The organism is Streptomyces sp. NPDC014676 (assembly GCF_043084105.1).
Classification (GTDB): Bacteria; Actinomycetota; Actinomycetes; order Streptomycetales; family Streptomycetaceae; genus Streptomyces.
Genome location: NZ_JBIBZI010000019.1, coordinates 37,684 through 56,742, shown reverse-complemented (window position 1 = coordinate 56,742; position 19,059 = coordinate 37,684). Strand labels below are relative to the sequence as shown.

15 protein-coding genes, 4 tRNA genes and 1 other RNA gene are annotated in these 19,059 nt (G+C 72.9%); 11 read left to right on the top strand and 9 right to left on the bottom strand.

Going from position 1 to position 19,059, the window contains the following annotated elements; genetic code table 11:
• Positions 1 to 2: 2 nt before the first annotated feature.
• Positions 3 to 1,001, top strand: a complete 999-nt coding sequence (gene gap, locus ACF1DX_RS35000) for a type I glyceraldehyde-3-phosphate dehydrogenase (RefSeq protein WP_391795186.1) — start codon at positions 3 to 5, stop codon at positions 999 to 1,001.
• A gap of 97 nt (positions 1,002 to 1,098) precedes the next feature.
• On the opposite strand, the gene ACF1DX_RS34995 is transcribed toward gap, so the two are convergent.
• Positions 1,099 to 1,186 (bottom strand) — tRNA-Ser (locus tag ACF1DX_RS34995).
• 73 nt (positions 1,187 to 1,259) lie between these two features.
• Here ACF1DX_RS34995 and ffs point away from each other — a divergent pair.
• The 6 genes from ffs (at position 1,260) to ACF1DX_RS34965 (ending at position 9,814) form a co-directional block, all read left to right on the top strand.
• An RNA gene (ffs, locus tag ACF1DX_RS34990) (signal recognition particle sRNA small type) lies at positions 1,260 to 1,358 on the top strand.
• A 47-nt stretch (positions 1,359 to 1,405) separates the two neighbouring features.
• Positions 1,406 to 3,595, top strand: coding sequence for a DNA polymerase III subunit gamma and tau (locus ACF1DX_RS34985; protein WP_391795185.1), 2,190 nt, complete (start codon positions 1,406 to 1,408; stop codon positions 3,593 to 3,595).
• 88 nt (positions 3,596 to 3,683) lie between these two features.
• Entirely contained in the window at positions 3,684 to 4,946 is a 1,263-nt protein-coding gene (purD, locus tag ACF1DX_RS34980; RefSeq protein WP_391795184.1) for a phosphoribosylamine--glycine ligase, read from the top strand.
• Positions 4,947 to 5,239: 293 nt separating this feature from the next.
• The gene (locus ACF1DX_RS34975) at positions 5,240 to 7,147 is read left to right on the top strand and encodes a hypothetical protein (RefSeq protein WP_391795183.1); all 1,908 of its coding nucleotides are present in this window, start codon (positions 5,240 to 5,242) and stop codon (positions 7,145 to 7,147) included.
• A 171-nt stretch (positions 7,148 to 7,318) separates the two neighbouring features.
• Positions 7,319 to 8,845, top strand: a complete 1,527-nt coding sequence (locus ACF1DX_RS34970; protein WP_391795182.1) for a N,N-dimethylformamidase beta subunit family domain-containing protein — start codon at positions 7,319 to 7,321, stop codon at positions 8,843 to 8,845.
• A gap of 69 nt (positions 8,846 to 8,914) precedes the next feature.
• Positions 8,915 to 9,814, top strand: a complete 900-nt coding sequence (locus ACF1DX_RS34965) for a phosphoribosylaminoimidazolesuccinocarboxamide synthase (RefSeq protein WP_391795181.1) — start codon at positions 8,915 to 8,917, stop codon at positions 9,812 to 9,814.
• Between the two features lie 43 nt (positions 9,815 to 9,857).
• Here the strand turns inward: ACF1DX_RS34965 and ACF1DX_RS34960 are convergent.
• The 8 genes from ACF1DX_RS34960 to ACF1DX_RS34925 form a co-directional block, all read right to left on the bottom strand.
• Positions 9,858 to 9,933 (bottom strand) — tRNA-Gly (locus ACF1DX_RS34960).
• 22 nt (positions 9,934 to 9,955) lie between these two features.
• Positions 9,956 to 10,570, bottom strand: coding sequence for a response regulator transcription factor (locus ACF1DX_RS34955; protein ID WP_030872152.1), 615 nt, complete (start codon positions 10,568 to 10,570; stop codon positions 9,956 to 9,958).
• Positions 10,567 to 11,811, bottom strand: coding sequence for a sensor histidine kinase (locus tag ACF1DX_RS34950; RefSeq protein WP_391795180.1), 1,245 nt, complete (start codon positions 11,809 to 11,811; stop codon positions 10,567 to 10,569). The genes ACF1DX_RS34955 and ACF1DX_RS34950 overlap by 4 nt, the downstream gene beginning before the upstream one ends.
• A 29-nt stretch (positions 11,812 to 11,840) precedes the next feature.
• Positions 11,841 to 12,641 (bottom strand): ABC transporter permease, encoded by an 801-nt coding sequence (locus ACF1DX_RS34945; RefSeq protein WP_391795179.1) that lies wholly within the window; start codon positions 12,639 to 12,641, stop codon positions 11,841 to 11,843.
• The gene (locus ACF1DX_RS34940; RefSeq protein WP_391795178.1) at positions 12,638 to 13,600 is read right to left on the bottom strand and encodes an ABC transporter ATP-binding protein; all 963 of its coding nucleotides are present in this window, start codon (positions 13,598 to 13,600) and stop codon (positions 12,638 to 12,640) included. Before ACF1DX_RS34940 ends, ACF1DX_RS34945 begins: the two co-directional genes overlap by 4 nt.
• Positions 13,601 to 13,726: 126 nt before the next feature.
• Positions 13,727 to 13,802, bottom strand: a tRNA-Gly gene (locus ACF1DX_RS34935).
• Positions 13,803 to 13,882: 80 nt separating this feature from the next.
• Positions 13,883 to 13,954: transfer RNA gene (locus ACF1DX_RS34930), tRNA-Gly, on the bottom strand.
• 148 nt (positions 13,955 to 14,102) lie between these two features.
• Positions 14,103 to 14,420, bottom strand: coding sequence for an Lsr2 family protein (locus tag ACF1DX_RS34925; protein ID WP_030872140.1), 318 nt, complete (start codon positions 14,418 to 14,420; stop codon positions 14,103 to 14,105).
• A gap of 353 nt (positions 14,421 to 14,773) precedes the next feature.
• On the opposite strand from ACF1DX_RS34925, the gene purS reads away from it, so the two are divergent.
• From purS to ACF1DX_RS34905, 4 genes are all read left to right on the top strand, one after another.
• Complete coding sequence (gene purS, locus ACF1DX_RS34920; protein ID WP_006133353.1) at positions 14,774 to 15,037, top strand: phosphoribosylformylglycinamidine synthase subunit PurS; 264 nt, start codon at positions 14,774 to 14,776, stop codon at positions 15,035 to 15,037.
• On the top strand, positions 15,034 to 15,714 hold the full coding sequence (purQ, locus tag ACF1DX_RS34915) for a phosphoribosylformylglycinamidine synthase subunit PurQ (RefSeq protein WP_383347031.1): 681 nt from the start codon (positions 15,034 to 15,036) through the stop codon (positions 15,712 to 15,714). Before purS ends, purQ begins: the two co-directional genes overlap by 4 nt.
• The gene (gene purL / locus ACF1DX_RS34910) at positions 15,711 to 17,969 is read left to right on the top strand and encodes a phosphoribosylformylglycinamidine synthase subunit PurL (RefSeq protein ID WP_391795177.1); all 2,259 of its coding nucleotides are present in this window, start codon (positions 15,711 to 15,713) and stop codon (positions 17,967 to 17,969) included. Before purQ ends, purL begins: the two co-directional genes overlap by 4 nt.
• A gap of 244 nt (positions 17,970 to 18,213) precedes the next feature.
• Positions 18,214 to 19,011, top strand: coding sequence for a sterol carrier family protein (locus ACF1DX_RS34905; protein WP_391795176.1), 798 nt, complete (start codon positions 18,214 to 18,216; stop codon positions 19,009 to 19,011).
• The last annotated feature ends 48 nt before the right edge of the window (positions 19,012 to 19,059 follow it).

Genomic DNA, 19,059 nt, shown 5'->3' with positions numbered 1-19,059 from the left:
TCATGACCCGCATCGCGATCAACGGATTCGGCCGCATCGGACGCAATGTGCTGCGCGCGCTGCTCGAACGCGACAGCGACCTCGACGTCGTCGCCGTCAACGACCTCACGGAGCCCGCCACCCTCGCCCGGCTGCTCGCCTACGACACGACGGCCGGCCGGCTCGGCCGCCCGGTGACCGCCGACGGGGACGCCCTCGTCGTCGACGGCCGTCGCATCAAGGTGCTCGCCGAGCGCGAACCGGCGCGGCTGCCCTGGGCCGAGCTGGGCGTGGACATCGTCCTCGAGGCGACCGGCCGCTTCACGTCGGCCAAGGCCGCCCGCGCCCACCTCGACGCCGGCGCGAAGAAGGTGCTCGTCGGCGCTCCGTCGGACGGCGCCGACGTCACGCTCGCGTTCGGGGTCAACACCGGCGCGTACGACCCGGACGTGCACACGATCGTCTCGAACGCCTCGTGCACGACCAACGCGCTCGCGCCGCTGGCCGCGGTGCTCGACGAGCTCGCCGGCATCGAGCACGGCTTCATGACGACGGTGCACGCCTACACGCAGGAGCAGAACCTGCAGGACGGTCCGCACCGCGACGCCCGCCGCGCCCGTGCCGCCGCCGTCAACATCGTGCCGACCACGACGGGCGCCGCCAAGGCGATCGGTCTGGTGCTGCCGAACCTCGACGGCAAGCTGTCGGGCGACTCGATCCGGGTGCCGGTCCCGGTGGGCTCGATCGTCGAACTCAACACGACCGTCGCCCGCGACGTGACGCGCGACGAGGTGCTGGCGGCGTACCGCGCCGCGGCGGAGGGACCGCTCGCCGGCGTCCTCGAGTACTCGGAGGACCCGCTCGTGTCGTCCGACATCACGGGCAACCCGGCCTCGTCGATCTTCGACTCGGCCCTCACCCGCGTCGACGGCCGTCACGTCAAGGTGGTCGCCTGGTACGACAACGAGTGGGGCTTCTCGAACCGGGTGATCGACACGCTCGGGCTCCTCGCCGCCCGCTGACGGGGGCGGGGCGGCCCGCCCCGCGGAACTGTGACCCCACACGTCGAAGGGCCCCCTGTTTCCAGGGGGCCCTTCGACATCGTGCCCGGTGAGGCACTGGCGGAGGATACGAGATTCGAACTCGTGAGGGGTTGCCCCCAACACGCTTTCCAAGCGTGCGCCCTAGGCCTCTAGGCGAATCCTCCGGTGGGAACATTACATGACCGAGAGGAGTGCTCGCGAACTCGTTCCTCACCCGCGACATGGGGTAGCCTCTGCCGTAGCCCCTCACGCGGCGCTATCTGACTGAACTCCCCCAGGGCCGGAAGGCAGCAAGGGTAGGTCGGCTCTGGCGGGTGCGTGGGGGGCGCTTGTGTTTCCGGCGCCGGGGCCGGTTGTCGGTGGGCGCCTATAACCTCGTATGCGTGTCGTCTCTCGCGTTGTACCGCCGCTACCGCCCGGAGTCCTTCGCCGAGGTCATCGGGCAGGAGCATGTCACCGACCCGCTGCAGCAGGCGCTGCGGAACAACCGGGTCAATCACGCGTACCTGTTCAGCGGTCCGCGCGGGTGCGGCAAGACGACCAGCGCGCGGATCCTGGCGCGGTGCCTGAACTGCGAGCAGGGCCCGACCCCGACGCCGTGCGGGGAGTGCCAGTCCTGCCGGGACCTCGCGCGCAACGGGCCGGGGTCGATCGACGTCATCGAGATCGACGCCGCTTCGCACGGTGGTGTGGACGATGCCCGTGACCTGCGCGAGAAGGCGTTCTTCGGGCCCGCCTCCAGCCGGTACAAGATCTACATCATCGACGAGGCCCACATGGTCACGCCGGCCGGCTTCAACGCGCTGCTCAAGGTCGTCGAGGAGCCCCCGGAGCATCTGAAGTTCATCTTCGCGACCACCGAGCCCGAGAAGGTCATCGGGACCATCCGGTCGCGTACGCACCACTACCCGTTCCGGCTGGTGCCGCCCGGCACCCTGCGGGACTACCTCGGCGAGGTGTGCGGCAAGGAGGACATCCCCGTCGAGGAGGGCGTGCTGCCGCTCGTCGTGCGGGCCGGCGCCGGGTCCGTGCGTGACTCGATGTCCGTCATGGACCAGCTCCTCGCCGGCGCGGGTGCGGACGGTGTGACGTATGCCATGGCCACCTCCCTGCTGGGGTACACGGACAGCTCGCTGCTCGACTCCGTCGTCGAGGCCTTCGCGACCGGTGACGGTGCCGCCGCCTTCGAGATCGTCGACCGGGTGATCGAGGGAGGCAATGATCCGCGGCGGTTCGTCGCCGATCTGCTGGAGCGGCTGCGGGACCTCGTCATCCTCGCCGCCGTTCCCGACGCCGCCGAGAAGGGACTCATCGACGCCCCCGCCGACGTGATCGAGCGGATGAAGGCACAGGCCGGCATCTTCGGGGCCGCCGAGCTGAGCCGCGCCGCCGACCTCGTCAACGAGGGGCTCACCGAGATGCGCGGCGCAGGCTCGCCGCGCCTCCAGCTCGAGCTGATCTGCGCACGCGTGCTGCTGCCCGCCGCCTACGGCGACGAGCGCTCGGTCATGGCCCGGCTGGACCGGATCGAGCGCGGGGTGAACTTCTCCGCGGGCGGCGCCGGCGCGGGTGCCGGTATGCCCGCCATGGCGTACGTACCCGGGCCGGAGACCCACGGGGGAGCGCCCGGGCAGGGCTTCGTCGAGCCGGGGAGCGGTCCCGCTGCCGCACGGGCGGCGGTACGGGGGCCCGGTCCGGCCCCTGTCCCGGCGCCGCCCGCTCCCGCTCCCGCGCCCGCTCCCCCCGCCCCGCAGGTTCAGCAGCCCCCGGCGCCCGCCCCGGTGCCGTCCGAGGCTCCGCCCGCGCCCAGCGCCCCCGGTGCCTGGCCCGCCGCCGCCGCCTCCGCCGGTGGCGGCGGCCGTCGGCCGGGCGGCTGGCCCACCGCCGCCCCGGCGGGCGGGACCCGGCCCCCGGCCGGCGCCCCCGCGCCCACACCCGCGCCCGCCGCCCCCCAGGCGGCCCCCGCGCCCGCGTTCTCGGGAGGTGGCGGGCTCGACCCCCGCACGCTCTGGCCGAACATCCTGGAGACGGTCAAGAACCGTCGTCGCTTCACCTGGATCCTGCTCAGCCAGAACGCCCAGGTGACCGGCTTCGACGGCACGACCCTCCAGATCGGCTTCGTGAACGCCGGCGCGCGGGACAACTTCCTCAGCAGCGGCAGCGAGGACGTACTGCGGCAGGCGCTGGCCGAGCAGTTCAACGTGCAGTGGAAGATCGAGGCGGTCGTCGACCCGTCCGGCGGTGGCGGGGGCATGGCGGCACCGGCCCCGGCCATGGCGCCGGCCGGGCCACCCGCCGGTGGCCGCAACGGGGGCCACGGCGGTGGCGGTCAGCGGCCCTCCGCCCCCCAGGCGAGCGCCCCCGCCGCCGCGCCCGCGCAGCCGGCGAGCACCCCGCCGCCCGCCCCCGCCCCGGCCCCCCGCCCGTCCGTCCCCGAGCCGCCGCCCGTCTCGCCCGAGGACGACGTTCCCGAGGACGACGACCCCGACCTGGACGAGTCCGCCCTCTCCGGGAAGGACCTGCTCGTCCGTGAGCTGGGCGCGACGGTCGTCGAGGAGGTCACGAACGACTAGGCGTTCGGAGGAACGTACGAACGGCGTCCGCCCACCCCTTCGGAAGCCCGCACAAAACGAACCCGCCGTCTCCCGTTAGGCTGACCCCGTGAAGGTCCTCGTCATCGGCAGCGGCGCCCGCGAACACGCCCTGTGCCACAGCCTGTCCCTCGACCCCGACGTCACCGCGCTGCACTGCGCCCCCGGCAACGCCGGCATCGCCGGGGTCGCCGAGCTGCACCAGGTCGACGCCCTCGACGGCGCGGCCGTGTCCGCGCTGGCCACGCGGCTCGGTGCGGACCTCGTGGTGGTCGGCCCGGAGGCGCCCCTCGTCGCCGGTGTCGCCGACGCCGTGCGCGACGCGGGCATCCCGGTCTTCGGCCCGTCCAGGGAGGCCGCGCGGCTCGAGGGTTCCAAGGCCTTCGCGAAGGACGTCATGGCGGGGGCCGGCGTGCCCACCGCCCGCAGCTACGTCTGCACGACGCCCGAGGAGGTCGACGCGGCCCTCAGCGCGTTCGGCGCCCCGTACGTCGTCAAGGACGACGGGCTCGCGGCCGGCAAGGGCGTCGTCGTCACCGACGACGTCGAGGCGGCCCGCGCGCACGCCGGTGCCTGTGAGCGGGTGGTGATCGAGGAGTTCCTCGACGGCCCCGAGGTCTCCCTCTTCGCGATCACCGACGGCGAGACGGTCGTACCGCTCCAGCCCGCCCAGGACTTCAAGCGCGCACTGGACGGCGACGAGGGTCCGAACACCGGCGGCATGGGGGCGTACTCCCCGCTGCCGTGGGCCGACCCCAAGCTGGTCGACGAGGTCATGGAGACGGTCCTCCAGCCGACCGTCGACGAGATGCGGCGCCGCGGCACCCCGTTCTCCGGGCTGCTCTACGCCGGTCTGGCTATCACCTCGCGCGGTGTCCGCGTGATCGAGTTCAACGCCCGTTTCGGCGACCCCGAGACCCAGGTGGTCCTGGCCCGGCTGAAGACCCCGCTGGGCGGCCTGCTGATGGCCGCCGCCACCGGCAACCTCGCTCACCTGGAGCCGACGCGGTGGAGCGACGAGGCCGCGGTCACCGTGGTCGTCGCCTCGCACAACTACCCCGGGACCCCGCGCACCGGCGACCCGATCACGGGCCTGGACGAGGTCGCCGCCCAGGACGCCCCGCACGCGTACGTGCTGCACGCGGGGACGAAGCGGGACGGTGACGCGGTCGTCAGCGCGGGCGGGCGCGTGCTGTCCGTCACGGCGACCGGCAAGGACCTCACCGAGGCCCGCGACCGCGCCTACCGCGCGGTGTCCCGCATCGGCCTCGACGGCTCCCAGCACCGTACGGACATCGCGGCGAAGGCGGCGCGGGAGGAACGGGAGGCGTAAGCCGGACGGGCCGGTCCCCGTCCCGACGCCGATGAACCCCGCAGGCCCCGGATCCGTCTCAGGATCCGGGGCCTGACCCTTGCCGTCTGTCATCCACCTTTCCCCAAAGCCATTCCATCGAGTGAGCGATGCGCCATCCGGCTGACGGGGACGGGGGCCCCAACTAGGGTGCCGCGCAAGCGTTCCGGCACTTGGCCCATCGGCATTGCGATGTCAGTGGCGGGTGCCACAGTGGGGGAGTGGGCAACGCCGGGACAGCGTCAGGACCGCCGGGAGGGAGGTGAGGACGGACCATGAGCGGAAGCGGAGCGGGAGCGGAGACGGGCGCGCGGTCCGCGCGGTCGCACGCGCTGGCCGTACTGCGCGTCCGGAGCCGGGCGCTGGCCGGTGCGCTGCTGCCGGCCGCCGTCGCCGTGATCCTGCTCGTCGGCGGGTCCACCGGCCATCTGCCGGGCGGCGGCTGGGACCTCGCCCGCCGGCTCCTCACACCGGTCGCGGTGCTGGTCCTGCTCGTCGCCGCCGGTGTCGCCCTGGTCGTCGCGCGGGCCCGGCCCGCCATGAGCCCCACGGTCCCGATCGCCGAGGACGCGGCCCCGGACCTGTACCGGATGGTGCGCGACCTCGCCGACCGGCTCGACGTTCCCGCCCCCTCCGCGATAGCGCTCACCCCGGACTGCGACAGCTGGCTGGAGGACCGCACCCACCCGGCCCATGGCCCCCCGCCCGCCGAGGAGCACGGCGACATAGCCGGTGCGGGCCGGCCCGCCGGGGGCAGGGCCGACCCCGCGCCCGTGCTGGTGATCGGCTCCCCGTTCCTGTGGTGGATGCGGGTGGGCGAGCTGCGCGCGGTCCTCGCCCCGGTCGTGGCCGGTACGGGACCTTCGGCGCACCCGGACATAGCGGCCGCCCGGCGCTTCGTGCGGGGGCTGGACGCCGCGGTGGCCGTGGCCTCGGCGCCCCGCCGGGGGCCGGTGGTCCACGGGGTGCTCGCCGGCGTCGGCCGGGTCGCCCGGCTGCTGCTGCGCGGCTGCCGGGGGCATGCCGCCGAGATGGAGCGCGGGGTCGCCGCGGCGGCGTCCGAGCGTGCGCAGACCGTGGACTACGGGCTGCGGATCGTCGCCCAGGAGCAGGTGGGGCTGGCGTACGCGGGCTGGGACCGGCTGCTCACCCGGGTGGCGCTGCCGGCCTGGCGGATGGGCCGCTGGCCCTCGCGGCTCAACGCGGGAGTGGTGGCGGCGCTGACCGAGCTGTCCCGCCGGGACCGGCTGGCGGAGGGCTTCGCCTCCCGTCTCGGCGAGCGTCCCGCCTGCGACCTGCTGGAGGAACCCGGCACGGTGGACGAGGCCGCCTCGCTCCTCGCCGCCCGCCTCTTCCACGGCGGGCCCGCGGAAACCGGCCCGGACTGGTCCCCGGTCCACTGGGGCGACTACCCGGAGGAGGTCGTCGACCGCAAGTGGCGCACCGACGCCGCCCGCCTCCACCGCGTCCTGGACGCCCTTCACGTCCCACCCGCCCCCGACGGTCCCCCGGCCCCCGGCGGCCCCACCCTCGCCCGGGTCCTGACCCACCTGACCACCCCACCCCCACAGCCCGCCCCGCCCACGGGCCACGGCCCCCTTGCGACGCCCGCCCCGCCCGCGGATCCCGTCCCGTCCACGAAGCCGCTCCCGCAGACAGAGCCCGCCCCGCCCACGGCACCCGGCTCACCCGCCGAGCCCGCCCCGGCCGCGTCCTCCGTCCTGCCCGCCGGGCCGGTCATGGGCCTCGGCCTGTCCGCGACTCCCGACCCAGGCCCCGACGACGAGGACCTGGCCGGTGCCACCCCCCGCAGTGCCGCTCTCGCCGTCCGGCTGAGTGCCGAGCTGGCCCGGGAAGAGGCGGCAGGAGCCGCCGGCGCGGACGCCGTCGCCCTCCGGGACGGTCAGGTGCTCCCCCTCTTCCCGCTCCAGCCCCCGCGCACCGCGCGTGAGCTGCTCGCCGATCACATCGCGGCGATGGTCTGCTGCGCCGCGATGGACACCGCGGGTGCCGCCCCCGGCCTCGACTGGCTCGACGGCCCCACGCTTCTCCTCGGCGGGACACGGGCCACCGACCTCTCCTCCCAGGTCCTGGTCCTCATCGAGGAGGGCGACCCCTCCGCCCTCCGGCTGTGGCTGACCCGGCAGGGCATACGCCCCGAGAAGCCCGTACGGCTCGTCTGAGCCGGCGACCCGCCTCCCCCGGAGCTCCGGAGCCCACCCTTCCGTTTTCGGTCAATTCAAGACGAACGGTGACGGAAGACGTGCGCAATGTGATGTGCTTGGACCGTTCGCGCCCCCTGGCAAGAGCGCGCGACATACGACAACCACATAACACCGGGGAGGGGAGCGATCATGGGTTCGGAGCAGATCCGCCGTTGGGAATCGGGAGCACTGGCGCACGCCGTGAACGACCCCTTCGGCCAGGGCCCCCTCCCGTGGCTGCGCGGCAGCGAGACGTACTTCGACGACAGCGGCCAGGTCGTCCCCTGGTACGTGGACCCGGAGCCGTACACGGACGCCGAGCGGGCCGCCGCCCGCCTCCCGAAACAGGGCGGCCCGAGGATCCCCGCCCCCCGGGCCTCCTCCGACTCCGTCGGGCCCCGCGCCGCCGACGACGTGCACCGCCAGATCAAGGGCTTCGCCTCCACCGGCGCGGTCGCCCCCGGCGACTCCATCGACTTCCACATCACCGTCGACCCGCCCCAGCCGTTCGACGTCGACGTCTACCGCATCGGCCACTACGGCGGCCACGGCGCCACCAAGATCACCTCCAGCCCCCGCCTCTCCGGCATCGTGCAGCCGGCGCCGCTCACCGCCGACCGCACCGTCTCCTGCCACCACTGGTGGCTGTCCTGGCGGTTACCGGTCCCGTCGTACTGGAGCGTCGGCGCCTACGTCGCCGTCCTCACCACCGCCGACGGCCACCGCTCGCACATCCCGTTCACCGTCCGCGACAACCGCCCCGCCGACCTCCTCCTGGTGCTGCCCGACGTCACCTGGCAGGCGTACAACCTCTACCCGGAGGACGGCCGCACCGGCGCGAGCCTCTACCACGCCTGGGACGAGCAGGGCCGGCTGCTCGGTGAGGCCGACGCCGCCACCACCGTCTCCTTCGACCGCCCGTACGCGGGCGCCGGCCTCCCGCTGCACGTCGGCCACGCCTACGACGTCATCCGCTGGGCCGAGCGCTACGGTTACGACCTCGCCTACGCCGACGCCCGCGACCTGCACGCCGGCCGGATCGACCCCGCCCGCTACCGGGGCCTGATCTTCCCCGGCCACGACGAGTACTGGTCGGTCCCCATGCGCACCGCCGTGGAGCACGCCCGTGAGCACGGCACGTCCCTCGTCTTCCTCTCCGCCAACACCATGTACTGGCAGGTGGAGCTCGCCCCCTCCCCGTCCGGCCCCGCCCGCCTGCTGACCTGCCGCAAACGCCAGGGCCCGGGGAAACCCACGCTGTGGCGGGAGCAGGACCGCGCCGAACAGCAGCTGCTGGGCATCCAGTACGCCGGCCCCGTCCCGGAGCCGCACCCGCTGATCGTCCGCAACGCCGGCCACTGGATGTGGGAGGCGACCGGCGTGCGGGAGGGCGACGGCATCGAGGGCATGGTCGCCGCCGAGGCCGACCGCTACTACCCGCGCACCCCGCTGCCCGAGCACGAGGAGCGCGTCCTGCTCGCCCACTCCCCGTACACCGACCGCCGGGGCGTCCGCCGCCACCAGGAGACGTCCCTCTACCGGGCCCCCTCCGGCGCCTGGGTCTTCGCCTCCGGCACCTTCGCCTGGTCACCGGCCCTGGACCGCCCCGGCCACGTCGACGCCCGCGTCCAGCGCGCCACCGCCAACCTCCTGGACCGCATCTGCAAACGCGACTGACCCCGGGCCGCGACCGTTCGCCCCGTACGGGAGAATCGAGTCACTTGGAAAGAACCACAAGGAGAAACCGTGTCCGGATTCGTCGAAAAGCCCGAGCCGATCCAGGTTCCGGGTCTGGTGCATCTGCACACCGGCAAGGTGCGCGAGCTGTACCGGAGCGAGGCGGGCGACCTCGTGATGGTCGCCAGTGACCGCATCTCCGCCTACGACTGGGTGCTGCCGACCGAGATCCCCGACAAGGGCCGGGTCCTCACCCAGCTCTCCCTGTGGTGGTTCGACCAGCTCGCCGACCTGCTCCCCCACCACGTCCTGAGCACCGAGCTCCCGGACGGCGCCCCCGCCGACTGGGCCGGCCGCACCCTGGTCTGCAAGTCCCTGAACATGGTCCCGGTCGAGTGCGTGGCCCGCGGCTACCTCACCGGCTCGGGCCTGGCCGAGTACGACGCGTCCCGTACGGTCTGCGGCCTCGCCCTCCCCGAGGGCCTGGTGGACGGCTCCGAGCTGCCCGCCCCGATCTTCACCCCGGCCACCAAGGCGGCCGTCGGCGAGCACGACGAGAACGTCTCCTACGAGGAGGTCGCCCGCCAGGTCGGCGCGGAGACCGCCGCCCAGCTCCGCCAGGCGACCCTCGCCGCCTACTCCCGCGCCCGGGACATCGCCCGCGACCGGGGCATCATCCTCGCGGACACCAAGTTCGAGTTCGGCTTCGACGGCGAGACCCTGGTCATCGCCGACGAGGTGCTCACCCCGGACTCCTCCCGCTTCTGGCCGGCCGAGCAGTGGGAGCCGGGCCGCGCGCAGCCGTCGTACGACAAGCAGTTCGTGCGGGACTGGCTGACCTCCGCCGAGTCGGGCTGGGACCGGAAGAGCGAGCAGCCCCCGCCGCCGCTGCCGGAGCGCATCGTGGACGCGACCCGCGCCAAGTACGTGGAGGCGTACGAGCGCCTGACCGGCACCACCTGGAGCTGAGCGCACGACGAAGGCCCCGGTCGAATCGACCGGGGCCTTCATGTGGAGCGAACGACGAGGTTCGAACTCGCGACCTCAACCTTGGCAAGGTTGCGCTCTACCAACTGAGCTACGTTCGCATGCGCCGTGGCGCGACACCCACTATACCCAACCCCGCTCCCGTGCGAGACGGACCGCCGCATGACGATTCTCCGCGCCGAGCTTCGAGACGGCCGAGGAGAGGTAGTTCCGCACGGTCCCCTGGGACAGCGCGGCCCGCTCCGCGATCTCCGCCACGGGTGCCCCGTCCGCCGCGAGTTCCAGCACCTCGGCCTCGCGCGCGGTCAGCGGGGAGTCACCGGCGGCGATCGCGTCGGCGGCCAACTCGGGGTCGACGTAACGGTTTCCCGCGTGCACCGTGCGGATGAGCTCCGCGAGCCGCTGGGCACTGACGGTCTTGGGGACGAACCCCCGCACACCCGCCGCGAGCGCCCGCTTCAGATGCCCGGGCCGCCCGTGACCGGTCACGATCAGCACCCGGCAGCCGGGCAGCTCCGCCCGCAGGGATGTGGCGACCTTCACACCGTCCGCGCCGGGCATCTGCAGATCCAGTACGGCGACGTCGGGGGCGTGCGCCCGCGCCATCGCCAGCGCCTCGGGGCCGGAGGCCGCCTCGGCGACCACGAGGAGGTCGTCCTCCAGGGAGAGCAGGGCGGCCAGCGCGCCCCGGATCAGGTGCTCGTCGTCGGCGAGCAGCACCCGGACGACGTCCGTCACGACGCGACCTCCAGCGCGGCCTCGGCACTGCTCAGGGGCACCTCCGCGACCAGCCGGAACGCGCTCTTGCCGACGCTTCCGGCGGTCAGCGTGCCGCCCACCGCCGACAGCCGCTCCCGCAGCCCCGCCAGACCCGAGCCGCCCACGCCGTCCGGGCCGGCCGGCCCGGACGGAGCCGTGACCCCGTCGTTCTGCACCGTCAACACCACACGCCCCTCAGGCATCCGCACCGACACGGTGCACTTCTTCGCGTCCCCGTGCCGCAGCACGTTGGTGGTCGCCTCCCGCACGACCCAGCCGAGGGCCGACTGCACCTCACCGGGCAGCCCGCCCGTCTCGCCGCTCACCTCGCAGTCGATCCCGGCCGCCCTCAGGACTCCCCGCGCACCGCTGAGTTCGGCCTCCAGATCGATCTTCCGGTAGCCGCGCACCACGTCGCGCACCTCCCGCTGGGACTCCTGGGCGATGCGCTGCACCTCGATCATCTGCTCCACCGCCTCGGGCCGCCCGCGCCGCGCGAGCTGGACGGCCAGCTCGCTCTTGAGCGCGATCACGGCGAGGTTCCTCCCCATCACGTCGTGCAGGTCCCGCCCGAACCGCAGCCGCTCCTCGGCGACCGCGAGCCGGGCCCGGGTCTCGCGCGCCTCGTCGAGCGCGTAGACGGCGTTGAGCAGCCAGACGGAGAAGACCGCGGTGAAGGCGAGGAAGCCGGCGCCGGCCAGCGCGATCGCGGCCGTTCCCAGCGCGGTGAGAGCGGGCGCGCCCAGCAGCAGGAGCACGAGGAACGCTCCGGCCACGAACCCGCCGACGACGGCGAGGACGCGCCGCCGGTCGCGCACCCCGAGCGTGATGATGCCCGCGCCGAAGCAGAGCACGCCCCCGAAGACCGAGCCCGCGACGGTGTCGACGTCGTCGCCCGGCGGCCCGTGCTCCGCGACGGCGAGGGCGGTGACCGCGAGCGCCGCGGTCAGGGCACCGTGCGTCCACAGCAGCCGCAGGGGCTGGGGACGCCGTCCGCGGGTCCAGTCCAGGGACCGGGAGACGACCGCCAGGCCCAGCGCGGCGTGCGCGATGACCGGCAGCGACAGGGCGAGGGCGAGCCGTCCCCCCACCTGCCCGAAGGCCGGCAGGCCGACCGCGGCCATCTCGGAGAGGCAGACGAAGTGGAACGACCACCGCGTGTACGTCTCGACCTTCGCCGGTGTGCTCTTGCGCCCCCACCAGCCGCCCGGCCTGCTCATGTCCCGTCTCTCCCGCCCTCGCGTACGTGTCAGCGCCTCGGCTCCCAGCGGAACCACCGCCGTACAGCAAACACCGCCAGCAGGGTCCAGACCACCGCCGTCACGAGGGCGCCCAGGGCCTCGTAGGCCGACAGGTCGCCGGTCCAGCCGCCGCGCACCAGGGTGACGACCGGGGTCAGCGGCAGCAGCTCGCAGACCGAGGCCACCTGGTCGGGGAGCAGTTCCAGCGGGACGAACATGCCGGAGCCGATCATCGAGATCATCAGCAGCGGCATCGGTGTGACCTGCGCGCTCTCGGCGGTCCGGGTGAGGCCCGCGGTGCCGGCCGCGAGCGCGGCGCACATCACGAGCCCCAACAGCAGTCCGAGGACGGCCAGATGCGGCGCGGACGGCGCGGACATGTCCAGCAGCACCGCGCAGGCCGCGGTCAGCACCAGGCACTGCACCAGCCCGGTGAGGAGGGACGGCAGCGCGGACCCGCCGAGGATCTCGGCGTCCCGCAGCTCGCCCGTGCGCAGCCGCTTGAGGACGAGTTCCTCACGCCGGACGACGAAGACACCGACGAGGGCGGAGTAGACGGCGAACAGCAGGGAGAAGCCGACGGCGGCGGGCAGCACCACGGCGCCGGGGGTCAGTCCCGCCTCGGCGAGGTCCATCTCCTCGGCCGCCGACCGCACGCTCAGCGGCAGCACCAGCGGCACGAACAGCGCGGTGACGAGCGTGCCCTTGCTCCGCCCCAGCAGGGTCAGTTCGGCACGGGCGAGGGAGACCATCCGGCTCACCGGCGTGGTCGTGGTCCTGGTCGTGCCCGTGGTCGTGGTCGTGCTCATGCCGCGTACTCCTTCGGCGCCGTCGTCCCCGCCGACGCGTCCTTGGCGATCCCGAGGAACGCCTCCTCCAGCGATGCCGACCGCACGTCCAGCCGGCGCAGTTCCACCCCGGCGCCCTGCGCCCACATCAGCAGTCCGGTGGCCGCCCGCTGCAGTTCACGGGTGCGCAGCCGGACGGTCCGGCCGTCGACCGTGTGCTCGCTCACGCCCAGTCCGGCGAGGGGCGGCAGGTCGCCCACGAAGTAGCCCTCGGGCAGTTCGAAGGTGATCCGGGACGGCTCGCTCGCGGTCACCTCGGCCGGGGTGCCGGTGGCGGCGATCCGGCCCTCGTGCATGATCGCGAGCCGGTCGGCGAGGTTCTCGGCCTCCTCCAGGTAGTGCGTGGTGAGCAGCACGGTCGTACCGCCGTCGCGCAGCGCGCCCACCAGCTCCCAGGTGTCCCGGCGGCCCTCGGCGTCGAGCCCGGTGGTGGGTTCGTCGAGGAAGAGCACCTCGGGCTCGCCGAGCAGCGCGAGCGCCAGGTCCAGGCGGCGCCGCTGGCCCCCGGAGAGCTGCTTCACCCGGACGCCGGTCTTCGCCTCCAGCCCGACCAGCGCCAGCACCTCCCGCTCGGGGCGGGCCCCGCTGACGCATCCCGCCCACATCCGGGCGGTCTCGGCGACGGTCAACTCGGAGGGGAACCCGCCTTCCTGGAGCATCACGCCGGTGCGGGGCCGTACGGCGGCGCGTTCGGTGTACGGGTCGTGGCCGAGCACCCGGACCCGCCCGCCGGCCGGGGCGGCGAGCCCCTCCAGCAGTTCGACGGTGGAGGTCTTGCCGGCGCCGTTGGTTCCGAGCAGGGCGAAGACCTCTCCGCGCCGCACCGAGAAGTCGATCCCGCGGACCGCTTCGAACCCGCCCCCGTAGACACGTCGCAGGCCGGTGACCTCAATCACGTGTTCGTGTTCGTTCGCTTCCATGCCTTGAGCATCCCGGCGGCCGGGACGGCGCGGCAGTGCGGACTGTCATCACCGGACATGACAAATGTCAGACGGGCCTTGAGCGCGCACGACGAAGGCCCCGGTCGATGACCGGGGCCTTTGATCTGGAGCGGACGACGAGGCTCGAACTCGCGACCTCAACCTTGGCAAGGTTGCGCTCTACCAACTGAGCTACGTCCGCATTGCCTCCGACCGGCTCTCACCGATCGGCGCGAGCACCAGCCTACCCGATCGACAAGCGTGATCGGTACGGCGATGCAGAGCGGGTGACAGGAATTGCACACTGCGCCTTCCCCCTGGAAGGGGGATGTTCTGCTACTGAACTACACCCGCGTGTACTCCGTGAGCCGGGCCTTTCGGCCTTGCCCCTCGGCGTGCTCCAGACTCTAGCTGATCAGCGGGGGTGCTGCGCAAGTCGGTTGCCGCGGGGGACGGGTGACCGGACGTCGAGGCGGGTCACCCGGCCGGCCCACCGAGCTGTTCACCGCGCCGCGGCGAACGCCTCGTAGACCTTCTTGGGGATCCGCCCGCGCGCGGGGACGTCCATCCGGTTCGCCTGGGCCCAGGCGCGCACGGCGGCCGGGTCCGGGGCGACCTCCGTCTGCCGGTACGCCTTGCCGGAGCGCGACCGCTTGCGGCCGGCGTCCACGTAGGGCTCGAGGGCCGCACGCAGTTTCCTGGCATTGGTTTCATTGAGGTCGATCTCGTACGACGTGCCGTCCAGTCCGAAGGCGATCGTTTCCGCCGCTTCCGAGCCGTCGATGTCGTCAAAGAGAGTGACCACGACCTTCTGCGCCACGAATATCGGTCCCTTCGTGCGGCATCTCTCGTCCGGACGTCCGTGATGACGTGCCGGTACATCGTCGAGATGTCGGCTGTTCGCCTGTAATCGGGCAAAGTATCTGCTAATGACAATTCATTTGTACAGTGCCCGGCATTGCAATGTGAAGCCCGACTAAATCTGTCCGCGTGTCCGGTGCGCAATAGAGATGTGCGGGTGAACGGAGATCTTTCCCGGAACTTTTCCCGGATGTCTGCCCGTGATGCCGAATCGTGACGGCGCTCACGTAGATTCCTCCAACTCTACTCGCGTAGAAATTTTGTGCGGGTAGTCTGAAGGGACCTGCTCAGCACCACACACCGGGAGTGCCAGTGGCACGCGTCGTAGTCGACGTCATGCTCAAGCCGGAGATCCTCGACCCCCAGGGCCAGGCGGTGCAGCGCGCACTGCCGCGACTGGGTTTCGAGGGGATCTCGGACGTCCGTCAGGGAAAGCGATTCGAACTGGAAGTTGACGGGCCGGTCGACGAGGCCGCGCTCGCCCGTATCCACGATCTTGCGGAATCCTTCCTCGCCAACACCGTGATCGAGGACTTCACCGTACGGGTCGAGGAAGTCGCGGAGGCCGCGAAGTGACCGCTCGTATCGGCGTCGTCACTTTCCCGGGCAGTCTGGACGACCGGGACACCCAGCGCGCGATCCGCGTCGCCGGTGCCGAACCCGTCGCCCTCTGGCACAAGGACAAGGACCTCAAGCAGGTCGACGCCGTGGTGCTCTGCGGCGGTTTCTCGTACGGCGACTATCTGCGCGCCGGCGCCATCGCGCGCTTCTCGCCGGTGATGGACACCGTCATCGACCAGGCCAGGGCCGGCCTCCCGGTGCTGGGCATCTGCAACGGCTTCCAGATCCTCACGGAGGCCCACCTGCTGCCCGGCGGCATGCTGGGCAACGACCACCTGCACTTCATCTGCCGCGACCAGAAGCTGCGGGTGGAGAACGCGGACACCGCCTGGACCACCGACTACTCGGCCGGCCAGGAGATCCACATCCCGCTGAAGAACATGGACGGCCGCTACGTGGCCGACCGGCGGACGCTGGACGAGCTGGAGGCGGAGGGCCGCGTCGCCTTCCGCTACCTGGACGTCAACCCCAACGGCTCGCTCAACGACATCGCCGGCATCACCAACGCCGCCGGGAACGTCGTCGGCCTGATGCCGCACCCCGAGCACGCCGTCGAGCCGCTGATCGGCACCGGCCGCACCGACGGCCTCCCGTTCTTCACCTCGATCCTCAAGAAGCTGGTCAACGCATGAGCCGGACGCCTCTGGACACGGTCGAGCACGCGGCCGCGACCCCCGACGTCGAGCTGCCCTGGGCCGAGCTGGGCCTGAAGAAGGACGAGTACGAGCGGGTGGTGGAGATCCTCGGCCGCCGCCCGACCGGCGCCGAGCTCGCCATGTACTCCGTCATGTGGTCCGAGCACTGCTCGTACAAGTCCTCCAAGGTGCACCTCCGCCAGTTCGGCGAGAAGGCCCCCGAGTCCGACGCCCTGCTCGTCGGCATCGGCGAGAACGCCGGTGTCGTCGACGTCGGTCAGGGCTACGCGGTCACCTTCAAGGTCGAGTCGCACAACCACCCCTCGTACGTCGAGCCCTACCAGGGCGCGGCCACGGGCGTGGGCGGCATCGTCCGCGACATCATCGCCATGGGCGCCCGCCCGGTCGCGGTCGTGGACCCGCTGCGCTTCGGCGCCGCGGACCACCCCGACACCAAGCGCGTCCTGCCGGGCGTCGTCGCCGGCATCGGCGGCTACGGCAACTGCCTGGGCCTGCCCAACATCGGCGGCGAGGTCGTCTTCGACGCCTGCTACCAGGGCAACCCGCTGGTCAACGCCGGTGCCATCGGCGTCATGCGGCACGAGGACATCCACCTCGCGAAGGCGTCCGGCGCCGGCAACAAGGTCATCCTGTACGGGGCCCGCACCGGCGGCGACGGCATCGGCGGCGCGTCGATCCTGGCCTCCGAGACCTTCGACGACGCCAAGCCCTCCAAGCGCCCCGCCGTGCAGGTCGGCGACCCCTTCCAGGAGAAGCTCCTCATCGAGTGCACCCTGGAGGCGTTCCGGGAGAAGCTGGTCGTCGGCATCCAGGACCTCGGCGCGGCCGGCCTGTCCTGCGCCACGTCCGAGCTGGCCTCCAACGGCTCCGGCGGCATGCGCGTCACCCTCGACGACGTACCGCTCCGCGACTCGACGCTCTCCCCCGAGGAGATCCTCATGAGCGAGTCGCAGGAACGCATGTGCGCGGTCGTCGAGCCCGACAAGGTCGACCGCTTCCTCGAGATCTGCGATAAGTGGGACGTCATCGCCACCGTCATCGGCGAGGTGACCGACGGCGACCGGCTGGAGATCTTCTGGCACGGCGGCAAGATCGTCGACGTCGACCCGCGCACGGTCGCCCACGAGGGCCCGACGTACGAGCGCCCCTACGCCCGCCCGTCCTGGCAGGACGAGCTCCAGGCGGACGACGCGAACAAGCTGCCCCGCCCGGAGACGTCCGAGGAGCTGAAGGACCAGGTCCTGAAGCTGGTCGGTTCGCCCAACCAGGCCTCCAAGCAGTGGATCACCCAGCAGTACGACCACTTCGTGCAGGGCAACACCGTCCTCGCCCAGCCCGAGGACTCCGGCATGATCCGCATCGACGAGGCGTCCGGCCTCGGCGTCGCGATCGCCACCGACGGCAACGGCCGCTACGCCAAGCTCGACCCGTACACGGGCGCCCAGCTCGCCCTCGCGGAGGCGTACCGCAACGTCGCCACGACCGGCGCCAAGCCCCTCGCGGTCTCCGACTGCCTGAACTTCGGCTCGCCCGAGGACCCGGCCGTCATGTGGCAGTTCGCCGAGGCGGTGCGGGGTCTGGCGGACGGCTGTCAGCAGCTCGGCACCCCGGTGACCGGCGGCAACGTCTCGCTCTACAACCAGACCGGTGAGGCCGCCATCCACCCGACCCCGGTGGTCGCGGTCCTCGGCGTCATCGACGACGTGGCCCGCCGCACGCCGGTCGCCTTCCAGGAGGACGGCCAGCTGCTGTACCTGCTGGGCGACACGCGTGAGGAGTTCGGCGGCTCGGCCTGGTCCCAGGTCGTCCACGACCACCTCGGCGGCCTGCCCCCGAAGGTCGACCTGGAGCGCGAGCGCCTGCTCGCCGAGATCCTGATCTCCGCCTCCCGCGACGGCATGATCGACTCCGCGCACGACCTGTCCGACGGCGGTCTGATCCAGGCGGTCGTCGAGTCGGCGCTGCTGGGGGAGAAGGGCGCGCGTCTGGTCGTCCCGGACGGGCTCGACGCCTTCACCTTCCTGTTCTCCGAGTCGGCGGGCCGCGCGATCGTCGCCGTGCCGCGCTCGGAGGAGGTCCGCTTCAACGACATGTGCGGCGCGCGCGGCCTCCCGGCCACCCGCGTCGGCGTCGTCGACGGCGACACGGTGGAGGTCCAGGGCGAGTTCGCGCTCCCCCTGGCCGAGCTGCGCGAGATTCACGAGGGCACGATCCCGGCCCTGCTGGCCTGATCCTCCCGCCCCTTCCGTCCGCGGCCCCCGCCCGGTCCGCCGGGCGGGGGCCGCGGCGCGGCGCGGTCCTCGCCGGATCCCCTCCGTTCGAGACGGAGGGGACGGAGCACGCCGGGCGGACACGCGCCGCGTCGGCGACCCGGGCGGCCCTCGGGCCGGTGGACGGCCCCGCCCCGGACACCGCGACGGCGAGGTGTCCGGCGTACCCCGTCCGGCGCCGGCCGCGCCCGCATAGGCTTCCGCCATGCCACCGGCCAAGAAGCGCGCCCGTTCCTACGATCCCGTCAAGACCCGCGCCGCCGTCCTGGCGCAGTTCGGGAACGTACGGGCGGCCGTGCGCACCCTCACCCCCGAGCAGCTCGCGCTGCCCACCCGGCTCGGCGACTGGACCGTACGGGAGCTGGTCGCGCACATCGGGGCGGCGCTGACGGCCGTGGACCGGCTGCTCGACGAGCCCGAGCCGGCGCGGCAGGACGGGCGGCTGCTCGACTGGCCGTCCGCCATCGCCGCCGACGCGGACGCCATCGCCGGCACCGCCCGCCGGCTCGCAGCCGACCACCCCGACCTCGACGCCCACCTCGCCGACGTCGAGCGGCGCTTCACCGACCGCCTCGACGCACACCCCGGCGGCCGGCCGATCCCCACCAGCGCGGGCGCCCTGCCCCTGGCCGACTACGTCGTCACCCGCACCGTCGAGCTCGTCGTCCACACCGACGACCTGAACGCCGCCGTGCCCGGTCTCGGCATCCCGTACGACCGTCAGGCCCTGGCCGCCTGCACCCGGCTGCTGGCCGACGCGCTCGCCGCGAAGGCCCCCGGCGGCTCCACGGAGGTGCGGATCCCGCCGTACGCGGTCGTGCAGTGCGTGGAGGGACCGAGGCACACCCGGGGCACCCCGCCGAACGTCGTCGAGACCGACCCGCTGACCTGGGCGAGGCTGGCCTCCGGCCGGACGGCCTGGCAGGACGCGGTGGCCGGCGCGAAGGTGAGCGCGAGCGGGGAACGGGCGGACCTCGGACCGTATCTGCCGCTGCTGGGATGAGTCCGGGAGGCAAGGGGAACCACCTGCTCCCCGCCTCCGTCGAATCGG

What these genes read in the sequence shown, in the direction of transcription:
- gap (WP_391795186.1), top strand. Translation starts at nt 3, where the DNA reads ATGACCCGCATCGCGATCAACGGATTCGGCCGCATCGGACGCAATGTG.
- ACF1DX_RS34940 (WP_391795178.1), bottom strand. Translation starts at nt 13,600, where the DNA reads ATGGAAGCGAACGAACACGAACACGTGATTGAGGTCACCGGCCTGCGA.
- ACF1DX_RS34950 (WP_391795180.1), bottom strand. Translation starts at nt 11,811, where the DNA reads ATGAGCAGGCCGGGCGGCTGGTGGGGGCGCAAGAGCACACCGGCGAAG.
- ACF1DX_RS34970 (WP_391795182.1), top strand. Translation starts at nt 7,319, where the DNA reads ATGGGTTCGGAGCAGATCCGCCGTTGGGAATCGGGAGCACTGGCGCAC.
- ACF1DX_RS34975 (WP_391795183.1), top strand. Translation starts at nt 5,240, where the DNA reads ATGAGCGGAAGCGGAGCGGGAGCGGAGACGGGCGCGCGGTCCGCGCGG.
- ACF1DX_RS34945 (WP_391795179.1), bottom strand. Translation starts at nt 12,641, where the DNA reads ATGAGCACGACCACGACCACGGGCACGACCAGGACCACGACCACGCCG.
- ACF1DX_RS34905 (WP_391795176.1), top strand. Translation starts at nt 18,214, where the DNA reads ATGCCACCGGCCAAGAAGCGCGCCCGTTCCTACGATCCCGTCAAGACC.
- purL (WP_391795177.1), top strand. Translation starts at nt 15,711, where the DNA reads ATGAGCCGGACGCCTCTGGACACGGTCGAGCACGCGGCCGCGACCCCC.